This is a genomic window from Fischerella sp. PCC 9605 (assembly GCF_000517105.1).
Classification (GTDB): domain Bacteria; phylum Cyanobacteriota; class Cyanobacteriia; order Cyanobacteriales; family Nostocaceae; genus PCC9605.
This window is the reverse complement of record NZ_KI912148.1, coordinates 1,013,252-1,025,483: the sequence shown is the minus strand read 5'-3', so window position 1 is coordinate 1,025,483 and position 12,232 is coordinate 1,013,252. Positions and strand designations below refer to the sequence as shown.

Sequence of the window (12,232 nt, the reverse complement as noted above, 5' to 3'; positions counted from 1 at the left end):
TATTTATTGTTTGTTGATAACTGGCTGTTACAACCAACTAACTACTAACCACTAACTACTAACTACCATCAACCAATTAAATGGTGTTTGCCAAGTAATCTAACAGTGCTAGCTTGAGGTCCTTTGTTACCTTGGGAGTAGGCAAAACGAACTTCGTTTCCTAGCTGCAACTGCTCAAAATCACCATTACAGAGACTGTTCTTGTGAAAATAAACTTCGTCGCCATCAGCTGTTTCGATGAAACCATAACCTTCTTCTGGGAATAACTTGCCAATCCGACCATAAGGTGGCAACTCGTGTGTCTTAGTTTCATGGCGACGCAGACGGGCATAATCTTGCAGTTCGCGTTTTGCCGCATCAAAGGCATCGCGAATCGCTACATACATATCTTCATAATTTTGATGTTTCGGCGGATAACGGTTCACAACTAGTTCCGCATTAGGTACGGTGAGGTCAATTCGCACATGATACTGTTTACCGTTACGCTGATGCCGATGAGGTGCGTCAACTATGACTCGACAGCTGATAATCCGGTTATAGAAACGTTCTAGTTTTGCAGCACACTGGCGAATTTTTGCTTCTATTGCTTCTGATGGAGTCATGTTGTGAAAGGTGATTTGCAGTGGCAGTTGCATAATCCCTCCTCACTGCTAGATATTTATTGGTTCTGTGAATGAGTTTTTCAGGCAATTGACCTAAGATGCGTATTTCTAATCTCTTTTGCACTCATGCTTCTGCTTAGTTACTTTAGTGAGCATGGTACTCACTTCTCTACAATTAGTCGCGATCGCTCTATTTTGAGTCACTTTATATTCAATAGTTACAAATTAGGAGTTGAGGTTATTTTTTTAGATTCTGAATTTGGGGATCGCAACTCTACTCTCAATTTTGATCATCGCACTAAATGCAAAAAATTGCCACAATCAAGATAAGAAATGATAAAAAAACAACCGTCAAAATCGACAGTTATCAAATGCTGCCCCATTCACATGAATTCAACAGCGCTGTGGTCAGTATAATGCGATCGCCATGCCTATGTCTCCCTAACCCACGGAATAAAAAATAGAGCTAGGGCATTCCGTTCTTAAAGCTCAGAGCCTCCGCGCACAATAGCCGGATTGTCTGAGAAGCCCACACTTCCGCAAGCGGTAAGTGTGGGAGTATGTCACTTAATAAGAAATGTAACTAGGAGTTAATCAAGGGTACGACCAAAGTAATAGAAATGAATATTACAATTGACAGTCCCAAATAACTGCTTGCTATTGAAAAGATAAAATAGTAAATATATAGTCTTGTAGGGGTAAGTAAATATGGTGAAACAGTTGAGTTCTGCTCTCCATGAAGAACCCCGCAATCAGCGTGCTTTTGTTATTCCTTTAAAGCAAGAGCATTCCTTTTTGGAATGGTTGAGAGACACTGGTCGATTAATACCACGAACTGCTGAGGAATACTTTTCTTACGATGAAGAGGAAGAAGAAGGAGAAATAGCTGAGATTGTGGGTTACAATTCCTATAATCTTGAAGAAGAGGAAACAGAAGAGATAGAGCTAGAGTCATAAAGTTTTCTAGTACATGCATAGCGGGCAAAATGCCCGCACTACAATATTTACATCGCTTCTTTCTGACCTAGTAGACTAGCTCGCAAACCCAAGTCGCAAATTGCTGCTATGGCTCGTTATCCTCACCCATAGCGGGAATACCAACTTCTAACTCCTGAATACCAATAGTATCTAAAAATTTAGCGATCGCTACTTTCTCCTCAAAGTTGAACGCAACACCGGCAGCTTGTTCGCCATCACGCAGTGTCATGTCATTAAAGGCGATTAATTGCGTCTCTGCTTATTTACCAATCCCTGGAGAGTTTGCAAATCGTACTTCCAAATTCTTCCAGTACTAAAAAGTAGATAACCGGCAGCCAATAAAACAGATGCAACTAAAACAGACAAAAGATTCGCAGACGCAAATAAACCACCAGTAAAAACAATTACTGCAATTCCTGCCAATATCAAAAGCCATCCGATCGTGCGGTTGATACGAGGCATTAGCAAAACGGCAACCCCGGCAATGCTTAGCAAAACACCTGGAAGACGTATAAAAATTCCAACCTGGGTACTGGCTGCTAAAATCAAGATGCCTGCAACCATTAGCGCTGAACCTACGACCTTGCTTGTTCTATCAGTTTGATATATTGTTTTGGTGCCGGTTCTCTGGGGTGGAAATACTGTTTGGTCAGAGATAGAAATACGATTTACTGGATTTTCTTGTCTATTTTGAAATATAAAAGTTACTTTACCTCCCTGACCGAAGTCTATTCTATCTCCTAGGTTGAGAGGGTAGCGAGTTCTTGGCTCTAGCTTGGTGTTGTTGAGATATGTGCCGTTGGAACTTCCCAGATCTTCAATATAGTAGGTGTTGCCTTCTACTTGAATTTTTGCGTGCAGGCGAGAAACTATATCAGCATCTGGTAAGCCAGAGACATCTACATCTGGGTTGATTTTTTCATTTGGCTTACCAATGTAAATTATCGGAAAATTCGGCGGAATTTCAAAAGATGTGTTGGTTTGAACATGAAATAGTTCTAAACTCAGCTCTGTTGCCTGTGATGTGCCTAGATTTTGCATGAGTTGTTTTCACGGAGAATTTTTAAGTTCTCTAAAGTTGGAGAATTTGTAAGCAAAAATGCTTCAGTGATATTCTAAAATTTTCGAGTTTCAACTTTAATGCTTATTTTATCTATTAACTACAATATGCGGGTAGGTTTAAAGGATTGTCTAAACCGCTTTCTCTGCCGCAGATTCATTTGTGGATAGTGTCTGTCCCTAGTCCCTAGTTACCAGGTTCTACCTGGTAACGAGAATTAGGAGCCAGAGGCTCTTCCAATTGAATCGTGCAAGATATCAATTAAGCAATACTCCCCCTCTTCCGTGCTTCTTTATAAGAAGTTCCCACATTTTTCAAACCTGCTTTAATCATTTGCCGTTCCAACAAAGCAAAGAAACGTGCTTTATCACCACCACGTACTACCGCCTGATTATGTGCTTCAGCAATAGCTACCGGATAGCCATATCCTTTCTGCACTTGTGCCAGCATAAGTCCTAATGATTCATCAAATACAGAGGTATTTTCAGCTACCCAGGCAGGCACTTCTATCCGGGCAATTTCGGCTCCCACGTGGACGTAACAAAAGTAAATCTGCAAGTCTTCATACAAGTCTAAGATGCGGGCGTTACTGCGCCATAGAGGCCCACGTTGTCCTGGTTTGAGTTGCGTTGCCCAAAGAGTAGTATCTCGCAGTGCTTCAAATACTTTACAAGCTACTTTTTCCATTTGATTTGGGCAAAAGCTCATACAATCAGGGACTGGATGAGGACAGGCTAAAAGACGCAAGAAGTTCATTGCTTCAATGTTACGAGATGCACTTAGATAACCCATCAAAGGGATTTGAGCATCCCGCATTTGCCGCCAAGCTTGGAGGATGGGAGGTAAGATGCGATCGCGCGCATCAGAAGGCAATTGCTCTAAAAACCAGTAAATTAACGAGCCATCCACCATTGCTAGCGTGGGTATTCGGGATGGGGTGATGGTGAGTGCGGGAGTGGAGGAGTGGGGGAGTGGAGGAAATTTTGAATTGTTCATTTCCCCCCCTCTCCCCTTCTCCCTCTCTTCCCCTCCTAATTTCCCCCCCTCTCCCTCTCTCCCTTTCTCCCCCTCCTCTTTCAGGCTGCACGCCAATTCTGCTAATACCGTTGCTTCGCTGGCAGTACGGCAGAAACTCATCCATTCTTCGGTTCTAATTCCCCACTGGCGCGAAACGTATAAATCCTCAGCACGATAAAATATCTCCGGCAGACTATCTAGAATAGGGTGTTTATTTTGACCATAATGTAAGACAACACGGCCAATGTTGAGGAGATAGCAGTAAGCGATTTCGTGATGGTTAGGAGCGATTTGGGAACCATCGGTGGCGAGAACGGTGTGAACTTTTGGTGGAACGGGAATCTCTATGCAAGTATTGAGTGGTTCTAGGGGAGTAGCATTGGCAAACAGAATGCGATCGCGCCATTTTTCCTGTTTCTGTACGAATTCTTCTTGGCGATCGCAAGCGTCAAGGAAATGTTTTTGAGCTAATTCTAAACGTTGACGACTGGCAGCAGCTTCTTGTGTGAGATGCTGACTCAAACCCTGCATTTGCCGAGTTAGTTTGGTAAGGTCAAGCATAGAAAAATTTTTGATTTTAGATTAATGATAAAGCTAAGTTAAGAGTTGTACAGACGTGCCATGGCACGTCTGTACAGAGTCAATAGTCATTGATCGATACTTCTGCTTACTGCCTTCTCTAAAGCTATTGTTAAAATCTGCTTGCTGAATGTGCGCTCTGGTCGATACAAAAGGTATCATTGTTTAACTTCTCTGTCTCGGGTGCGATCGCCAATATTCAGCCCTGGTCAATCATAGAATTATTGTGTCTAATTTGACAAAAGCCACTACCCACTCCAATGCCCCACGAATTTCTTACACTGGATTAGCAAGACACTCACAAATGCCTAAGACGATGAAACCATCTACAAAATTCGACTTTGAGGACGATAAATTTAATGCACCGCCTTCTCAAGTCATTCCCTGGTGTCAGATGATTAATCCTCGGTATGGCCAAGATGGCATCCAGCCTTATGGTTTGGCTATTAAGCTAGATAATGCAGATTCTGTAGGCTTTCAACCAGATGAAAATTGGCAGCAGGTGGAGCATGAATTTAGCTCCGGGATCGAAACGGTGTACATCACCACCACCCCACGCCTAGTGATAGTGCGTCGGGGGCCATTATCAGTCAAAGACCGAGAAACTGGTGTGAAGCTAGGTACATTAAAAGATCATTATGATGCTTTTTTAGCAGACAAACTTAAATTTAAAACTTTTACACGTTATTTAATTTTTTTAGTTGGAGAAAATAAAAAGTTTTTACATGAATTACCACTGCAACTAACTTTGAATGGTGCAGCAGGAGCTAGTTTCAGCAAAGCTTATTGTGAGTATCAACAAGGTAGAATTACTGGTGGGTTCCTCGCCGAATTAGAAAGGGCTTATGCTGGATACCGCAAGTTACCCTTGACACCAAAAGGCCCGCTATTTCACGCCCACGGAATTTTTTGCCCCATCATTGATTCTGAAGAAAGAGGTATTGAACCAAATACGGTTTTAGTTGCTTCCACTGTGGACTACAAACATCCCACAATTGCAACGTTAACACAATATATGATTGCTTCTGATTCCGAAGAATCGGAAGTAATTATTAGGAATTACGAAGAACACAAGGAGTTTGGTAAGGAACCAGTGAAGGCGGAACCAACAAAGATGGTAGCGGCGGGGGTTTCTAATTCTTATATTTATCCGGATGAAGATGATTTTGGTTATCCCCCTTATTAAACTGTAGAGAACTTCACTTCTAACTCTTCCTCATTTGCAGGGGAAGAGTTGCTTAAATGTTAATAATAAGAGCTATTGCCATGCGATCGCTTGATTCGGCAGTAACTTACACTAGTCTTTAACTGGAGGCAGTATGAGCCAAGCTTTACCCAAGCTAGTGACTTTTCAAGAATTTGTGGAGTGGAAACCCGATCGTGGACGCTACGAATTACACGATGGAGTGATTGTTGAGATGCCACAGCCTACAGGCGACCACGAAGATATTATCGGATTTTTGGCTGAAAAATTCACTTTAGAATATGTCCGTCTCAATCTACCTTATTCCATACCCAAAACTGCGTTAGTCAAACCACCTGAAAGTGAATCAGGCTATTCGCCAGATCTCTTGTTATTGAATCGCTCTAACTTAGTAAATGAACCACTTTGGAAAAAAGAATCGACAGTTACTCAGGGTAGATCAATTCCATTGGTTGTTGAAGTAGTAAGTACTAATTGGCGTGATGACTACTTCAAAAAATTTGGTGAATATGAAGGAATTGGAATTCCTGAATACTGGATTGTAGATTATCTTGCTTTTGGTGGTAAGCGGTTTATTGGTAATCCAAAACAGCCAACTATATCAGTCTGTTCGCTAGTTGAAGGTGAATATACTGTTAGCCAGTTTAGGGGTAGCGATCGGCTGCAATCACCAACTTTCCCAAAGTTAAATCTCACTGCTGAACAAATTTTTCAAGCTGCATCGGGAGAGTAGTAATAATTGTTCCAATATTATTTCCTTATCAGTTATTAATGCAGGTTTAGCAAAAGACAAAACTTAAGATGTATTGATTGTATAAACAACAATTTACAAATTGTGTAGAGACACGAAATTTCGCGTCTCTACAATATTTTTTATGGCGAAGACAGTGCCTACTACGAACTGAAAGAATTAATAATGATTGCCTGCTTTGCGATGATGGATGGCAGTTACACCCTCTGGTTGCAGTAATTTACCATTGTCAACGATCGCATACACAACCCAATGGTCGCCGCATTCCATGCGTTTGTTGACTGAACATTCCAGATAAGCCAAGGCATCGGTGAGGATGGTACAGCCGTTATCTGCAACTACTGTAGAAAAGCCTGCAAATCTGTCTTCTCCTGGGGTAAAGTTTTTGCGGAAGTGCTTCATGTAATCTTGGTAATTCTCTTCGCCCAAGATATTCAGCACAAACTTACCGCCCGTATGCATGAGAGATTCAACAGCTCGGTCTTTGGCGATCGCTACTGTAATTCCCGGTGGGTTAAAAGTTGCTTGTGATACCCAAGCACCGAGCATCCCGGTAGATACATCTCCAAGCTTGGCTGTGACAACGCAGACAGAACCAACGATCCGACCAACAGCTTGTTCCATCGGAGTAGCAGCGGCTTGAGTGAAACGTGGTTTTTTCGATCTCTTCAAGGCTTGAGCAAAGTCTGTCGCCATTTCTTCACACTGTTTGAGAGTGACATCCGTGGGTTTAAACCTCGCCTTTAAGGTATCAAACCCAAATTTATAACCAGCATCTTTGAGTTTGCCTTCAATTAAATCAAAGGCTTCACCACTCCAACCATATGAACCAAATACCCCAGCCAGTTTGCTGTTGTCACCAACAGCTAAAACAATACCGAGGGCTGTATGAATAGGTGTAGGTGCATTCCCACCAATGGTAGGAGAACCCATAATAAAGCCATCGCACTTTTCAATCGCAGCGCGAATTTCATCGGGTTGAGCAAATTCACAGTTAATCGACTCTACAGCGACTCCACCTTTCGTCAGTCCCAAGGCGAAGGCTTGCGCTAGTGTTGCCGTATTCCCGTAAGCTGAAGCATAAAGTAGGGCAACGCTAATCTCGCGTTCTGTTTGCGATTGACTCCATTCTTCATAGGCTTTAGTAAGTTCCAATAAGCCATAGCGAATTAACGGTCCGTGAATACTAGCATACATTCTCACTTGCAGCTCCGATAATTTCTCCAGAGCAGCTTGCACGTGAGTGGCATGGGGAGCCATCAAACAGTCAAAATAATAGCGTTGGTCTTCTTTGAGGAGATCCCAGTCTTCATCAAAGACTTCATCGCCACACAAATGGGCACCGAATAGCTTATTGGAGTAGAGAATTTGTGTTTGCTCGTCGTAGGTACAAAGTCCTGTCGGCCAGCGCGGACTGGGGATGGGAACGAATTTCAAAACATGACCCTTGCCTAAATCAAGAGTTTCTTTCCCCCGCATGGTGATGATTTTTAGCTCGCGGTTGGGGAAAGTCGCACGCAAATTGGCAGCACAGGGAAGAGAACAAACAAAGGTGAGTTTTGGAACTAAATCTAAAAGTGCTTTGAGAGTTGCTACGCGGTTGGGATTAAAATGACCGATGATGACATAATCCAACTGTTCCCAATCATTCAGGCACTGCCGTAATGCATCTAGATAAATTAAAGTGAAAGTCTCCGGTGGCGGGTCGATAACCGCGATTTTATCACCACTAATTACATAGGAATTAGAGGTAGTGCCCCTAGCAAGTGCATATTCAATTTCAAAGCGCAGGCGTGTCCAACTGCGCGCTCGCAGCACAGTTGTATTAGTGGCAATTGGCAAAACCTGCACGTCGCGAGGATTGGAATTGGTCATAGGTATTTACGTGAGGGGAGGGAAGGGAAAAAATGATGAATTATGAATTATGAATTATGAAAATTTCAGCCTTCATAATTCATAATTCATAATTTCTTAGTAGTAATTGCCAACCTTGCGATGGCGAACCGCTGTCAGTCCGTCGTGTTTGGAAACTCGACCATCGGTGACGGTGCAGTATAAAAGCCAGTGATCGCTGCATTCCATGCTGCTCTTGACTTCGCATTCCATGTAAGCGAGAGCGTCTGTGAGAATTGGGGAACCGTTTTTAGCTGTTTGAGTTTTCACTCCCGCAAATCTGTCCGCACCAGGATGCAGACGTTTGAGGAAATGTTTCTTCAGTTCCTGATAGTTTCCTTCTTCGAGAGCGTTAAGGACGAACTTATCGCCGACTTGCAACAAGGAATCTATCGCCCGATCTTTGGCAACGGCGACTGTAAACCCTAAAGGTTGTAAACTAGCTTGTGCCACCCAAGAAGCGAGCATAGCCCCTTGCACTCCATTCTTCTTGGCGGTAATAATGTAAAGCCCACTGCTAATCCGACCGAGCGCTTTTTCCAAATTAACGTCAATAGACTTAATTTGCTTGATGTTGCGTTCGCGGACTAGCATTTGTCCCAAGTCAGTACCTGCTTCTTCACATAACTGGTATGTAACTGGGGAAGGAGTTTCTTTAATGCGAATTGCTGGGAAGGCTTCTTTAACGCCAAGGTCGACAAATCTTCTCCGCAGCGGATCGATGGGTTCATCGTCGCCGCCGTAACATTCAAAAAATCCGATGACTTGCTTATCTTTGACTACACCCAAGAGCGCACTAATTGCAGCTTGAGCCGCAACGTTTGCAGTCGGAGGCATACCGATAATGATGCCAGATGAGCGACCTGCTAGTTCTTGGATTTCTTGGATCTCTGCGGTTGTCAGATCCATCATTTCCACGCCAACGCCAGTTTTCTGGACTCCTTGAGAAATTGCTTGGGCGAGGCGATCGCTATATGCGTAATCAGAAACATAAAACAAGCCGATGATGGTTTCTGTTTTGGCTTGTTTTTGGCTCCAACCCTGGTAGCACTCTTTGAGTACATCCAGATGGTGGTAAAGTAAGGGCCCGTGTCCGTTGGCAATGATTTTAATATTGCCCAGTTCGCTCATTTTCTTCATCGCATTCAGCAGCGAACGAGCGTTGGGCCCCATCAAGCAATCGTAGTAAAAGCGAAAGTCGGGTTCAATTGCCTCTAGGTTGACGTCAAAGGTGTCGTCGCTGCAATAGTGCATCCCAAAGGCGTCACAAGTGAAGAGAATTTGGCTTTTGCGGTCGTAGCTGAAGATGGTGTCCGGCCAGTGCAGGTTAGGCGCACTCACGAATTCAATTTCGTGTCCTTGACCTAAATCGATGCGATCGCCACTTTTGACGATGCGCTTCGAGAAGGGATCGTGAACCAAATTGTCCAGAAACTGGAGTGCAACTTTCGACGCTAAAACTGTGGCTCTTGGTGCTAATTGGAGAACATCTTCAACTAAGCCGCTATGGTCTGGCTCTGTATGGCTGACAATTATGTAATCAATAGCTTTTGGGTTAACCAGTTTTTTGAGAGTCTCTAAATACAAGTGGCGAAACTTGGTGTGGGAAGTATCCACCAAGGCGATGCGATCGCCCTTAATGAGATATGAATTGTAAGTTGTACCGTTTTGTAGCCCGAATTCGATATCGAAGCGATCGCGATCCCAATCAAGCGAACGAATCGCTGTTGTGTTAGGAGCAATTTCGACAGTTTGTATAGTAAGTCGTTTTTGTTGGGCGTTCTCTGTGAGAGCTACCATTAGTCGTCTCCGAGCACAAATCATCAGTCTGCTTTTCTGTCTTTATTTTGCTCATAATTATTTTTGTAAAGTTGTTCAAAACTTTATTTTTTCTAAAAGTCAATATGTAGCCAAAATGTCTGTTTTTTGGCATAATTATTTACCGAAAAACTGTAGTCAAGGCTTGTTTTTTTAGCTACGAACTATATCAAATATCGGCAACTAATCACATTAAAATTTTTCACAACAAAGTAATCAAAATGATATCGCTGCCCAAAATTTTGTAACGAAAAGCATGATTTTGGCAACCGTTGTATCTAATTTTTATTATTTTGATTGGTAAGAATTCGCATTCACCAATTAATTAAGCTAAAGTACATTTAATTTGCATATTTAAATTTTTTCAAATTCTTCTGGGGTGGGCATCTTGCCCGCCAAGATCATGCAAGTTAAATGTCGAACAGCTTATGAAGGCAGAGGAGTGACTGCGCTCTTGCCTTCGCCGACTTGTAGATGTGCTTTGTGCAGCTTCCCGTTAACCTATCTAGTCATAAAAATTTTCAAGGGGAAGTAGAGACAGAAAACACATCTGCCACTTCCCCTTTTTTCTATTATTAAAAACCCTAAATTCTCCTGTTTTTTATTCAAACACTAATTTTCGCGAATTCTCTGCTATTCTTGTTTTGCAAGTAATTTTGGATGTGTGGCAGAGATTACCCTCGATTTTTAATTAACATCACTTCCACAATTTGTGTGGCGGTATCACTAGTGATACCTAAATCTTGATACAGATCGTTTAAAAATCCTTGTTCTTCTTGAGTAACGATCCCATCAGCCAATACCAGATCCGTAGCCACCGCAAAGGCCGATTCGCGTAAGTCTTGGGGTAGAGACTCCTTGGCAGCATTTAACAATGTATCGATACCCTCCCGCCTTAAAAGTCCCAGGAGTTTGTCAAACATCCTGATCGTTACGTCGTTGGAATAACTTCTGAAAAGTCTCATGCGAGACAGCGTAGATGAGATAGCACGCGCCTCCTCTTCAGAAAGATAACCATCTGAGGCTATCGCAGCCAGGGTGACAGCGGCAAAAGCTTCTGCTGGTGTAAATGCATCTTGAACGTGGCTTTGTGTGCCGAACATTTTGTCGAATAAACCCATTGTAGTTTGCTCCTTTGCTTCGGTCTCAATTGCAGTAAATTTACTGATGTTTTTTCGACATCTTGGTAAAGAATGCAACGCTTTGAGACTCTCCATCTTAGTGTTCCCAGGTTTTTTGTCCGGTGAACACTGGCACTCAATGGTTTTCGACAAGAAGTTAAATTTTTAGCTGAGGTTTAACGAAACTGCCTTGGAGATGCTGGGCGATCGCCTGTTTTTTCTATCGTTTCAATTACTGCCAAACCAATACCGGAAGCTGCAATCAGCAGGACTACAGATGCTAGAAAGGCATTTACAAGCATCCGGAGGGCTTCGTCGAAGAAAATGTAGGTGGTCATAGCTTGCTCTTTTGAACTCGATGGTGCTAGTACTATCTGTTTCTTCACACTCTGATAGCTGAATTTCGCTCTTTGAAGTACCAGCATATGCATCTTAACAAAACTTTAGGTCTTTAGCGATATGCCTAGAACTTTTTCTTTTGAAAGATTGGATAAGTTTTTGCCAATATTTTGTGAAGCCAGGTGCTGAAACAGGAATAGCTGTAAAAATTACATCGCATTACAATTACGCAAACAATTTTTGCGACTATTAGTAACCTTAAGTACATATAATTAACTGGTCAAGATGATAAATCCTAACAGGTAGAAATAGCTGCTCATTTCATTGCAGCAGTTGCAGGTGCCTGGAGGCAGAGCCTCCAAACCCTAGTTAGTTGAACCTGGTAACAAGAATTGAGAGCCTCTGGCTCTCGCAATCGAAATGATGCAAGATCTCAGATCATAGACTTTTATTGCAGTAAATAGCAATTAAATCAAAATACACATTCAAAATTTCTAGATTTTTTAGTAGTGTAACTACTGTTTATCTACTGTGTATTATTGTTATTTATAAGACATATTTAAGACATAATTATCTATTCTAAGTCTGATGGCAAACTCATCAAAAGGTATATTTTTTATCTTAAAACTTGCAATAAAACTCTACAATAATTTTTTGGTGAAGAGATCGTGCGGTAGAGGCGAACCGCCACACTCTACAAGAACTTGCACTCTGGTCATCTACACCCCTGCATTGTGATTGTGAATCAAACGAATGAAAACTGATGTAATTAATTATGTTTTTACGGAAATTGATCAATAATGACTGATTTAGGAGTGATTGACGCCGCTTATGACTCTTTAATACATAATTTGGCTCTTTTTTGTTCAA

The 12,232-nt window shown here is 42.2% G+C and carries 10 protein-coding genes and 1 pseudogene; 3 read left to right on the top strand and 8 right to left on the bottom strand.

What is annotated here, in order from left to right:
* Positions 1–68 precede the first annotated feature (68 nt).
* Positions 69–635, bottom strand: a complete 567-nt coding sequence (locus tag FIS9605_RS0106875) for an HPF/RaiA family ribosome-associated protein (RefSeq protein WP_026731932.1) — start codon at positions 633–635, stop codon at positions 69–71.
* A 675-nt stretch (positions 636–1,310) separates the two neighbouring features.
* On the opposite strand from FIS9605_RS0106875, the gene FIS9605_RS0106870 reads away from it, so the two are divergent.
* A complete protein-coding gene (locus FIS9605_RS0106870) occupies positions 1,311–1,559 on the top strand; it encodes a DUF3134 domain-containing protein (protein WP_026731931.1) in 249 nt (82 codons plus the stop codon).
* A 50-nt stretch (positions 1,560–1,609) separates the two neighbouring features.
* On the opposite strand, the pseudogene aksA reads toward FIS9605_RS0106870, so the two are convergent.
* The 3 genes and pseudogenes from aksA to FIS9605_RS0106855 form a co-directional block, all read right to left on the bottom strand.
* Positions 1,610–1,809 (bottom strand): annotated as a pseudogene (gene aksA / locus FIS9605_RS40645) (homoaconitate hydratase); the annotation flags it as partial.
* Between the two features lie 14 nt (positions 1,810–1,823).
* Positions 1,824–2,621: an FHA domain-containing protein gene (locus tag FIS9605_RS0106860; RefSeq protein ID WP_026731930.1), complete on the bottom strand. Its 798-nt coding sequence runs from the start codon at positions 2,619–2,621 to the stop codon at positions 1,824–1,826.
* Positions 2,622–2,901: 280 nt separating this feature from the next.
* Positions 2,902–4,218 (bottom strand): DNA double-strand break repair nuclease NurA, encoded by a 1,317-nt coding sequence (locus FIS9605_RS0106855; RefSeq protein WP_026731929.1) that lies wholly within the window; start codon positions 4,216–4,218, stop codon positions 2,902–2,904.
* Between the two features lie 334 nt (positions 4,219–4,552).
* On the opposite strand from FIS9605_RS0106855, the gene FIS9605_RS0106850 reads away from it, so the two are divergent.
* Together FIS9605_RS0106850 and FIS9605_RS0106845 are read left to right on the top strand one after the other, a co-directional pair.
* The gene (locus FIS9605_RS0106850) at positions 4,553–5,422 is read left to right on the top strand and encodes a DUF5895 domain-containing protein (RefSeq protein ID WP_026731928.1); all 870 of its coding nucleotides are present in this window, start codon (positions 4,553–4,555) and stop codon (positions 5,420–5,422) included.
* Positions 5,423–5,555: 133 nt separating this feature from the next.
* A complete protein-coding gene (locus FIS9605_RS0106845; protein WP_026731927.1) occupies positions 5,556–6,173 on the top strand; it encodes a Uma2 family endonuclease in 618 nt (205 codons plus the stop codon).
* Positions 6,174–6,350: 177 nt separating this feature from the next.
* Here FIS9605_RS0106845 and FIS9605_RS0106840 read toward each other — a convergent pair whose 3' ends face one another.
* The 4 genes from FIS9605_RS0106840 to FIS9605_RS43910 all read right to left on the bottom strand — a co-directional run bounded on the left by FIS9605_RS0106840 (position 6,351) and on the right by FIS9605_RS43910 (position 11,361).
* Entirely contained in the window at positions 6,351–8,066 is a 1,716-nt protein-coding gene (locus tag FIS9605_RS0106840; RefSeq protein WP_026731926.1) for a diflavin flavoprotein, read from the bottom strand.
* A gap of 96 nt (positions 8,067–8,162) precedes the next feature.
* On the bottom strand, positions 8,163–9,884 hold the full coding sequence (locus tag FIS9605_RS0106835) for a diflavin flavoprotein (protein ID WP_026731925.1): 1,722 nt from the start codon (positions 9,882–9,884) through the stop codon (positions 8,163–8,165).
* Positions 9,885–10,576: 692 nt separating this feature from the next.
* Positions 10,577–11,023: a tellurite resistance TerB family protein gene (locus tag FIS9605_RS0106830; RefSeq protein ID WP_026731924.1), complete on the bottom strand. Its 447-nt coding sequence runs from the start codon at positions 11,021–11,023 to the stop codon at positions 10,577–10,579.
* A gap of 176 nt (positions 11,024–11,199) precedes the next feature.
* The gene (locus tag FIS9605_RS43910) at positions 11,200–11,361 is read right to left on the bottom strand and encodes a hypothetical protein (RefSeq protein ID WP_026731923.1); all 162 of its coding nucleotides are present in this window, start codon (positions 11,359–11,361) and stop codon (positions 11,200–11,202) included.
* Positions 11,362–12,232: the final 871 nt, after the last annotated feature.

Excerpts from the sequence above, each read along its gene's own strand:
- FIS9605_RS0106875 (WP_026731932.1), bottom strand. The coding sequence starts at position 635 with ATGCAACTGCCACTGCAAATCACCTTTCACAACATGACTCCATCAGAA.
- FIS9605_RS0106870 (WP_026731931.1), top strand. The coding sequence starts at position 1,311 with ATGGTGAAACAGTTGAGTTCTGCTCTCCATGAAGAACCCCGCAATCAG.
- FIS9605_RS0106860 (WP_026731930.1), bottom strand. The coding sequence starts at position 2,621 with ATGCAAAATCTAGGCACATCACAGGCAACAGAGCTGAGTTTAGAACTA.
- FIS9605_RS0106855 (WP_026731929.1), bottom strand. The coding sequence starts at position 4,218 with ATGCTTGACCTTACCAAACTAACTCGGCAAATGCAGGGTTTGAGTCAG.
- FIS9605_RS0106850 (WP_026731928.1), top strand. The coding sequence starts at position 4,553 with ATGAAACCATCTACAAAATTCGACTTTGAGGACGATAAATTTAATGCA.
- FIS9605_RS0106845 (WP_026731927.1), top strand. The coding sequence starts at position 5,556 with ATGAGCCAAGCTTTACCCAAGCTAGTGACTTTTCAAGAATTTGTGGAG.
- FIS9605_RS0106840 (WP_026731926.1), bottom strand. The coding sequence starts at position 8,066 with ATGACCAATTCCAATCCTCGCGACGTGCAGGTTTTGCCAATTGCCACT.
- FIS9605_RS0106835 (WP_026731925.1), bottom strand. The coding sequence starts at position 9,884 with ATGGTAGCTCTCACAGAGAACGCCCAACAAAAACGACTTACTATACAA.
- FIS9605_RS0106830 (WP_026731924.1), bottom strand. The coding sequence starts at position 11,023 with ATGGGTTTATTCGACAAAATGTTCGGCACACAAAGCCACGTTCAAGAT.
- FIS9605_RS43910 (WP_026731923.1), bottom strand. The coding sequence starts at position 11,361 with ATGACCACCTACATTTTCTTCGACGAAGCCCTCCGGATGCTTGTAAAT.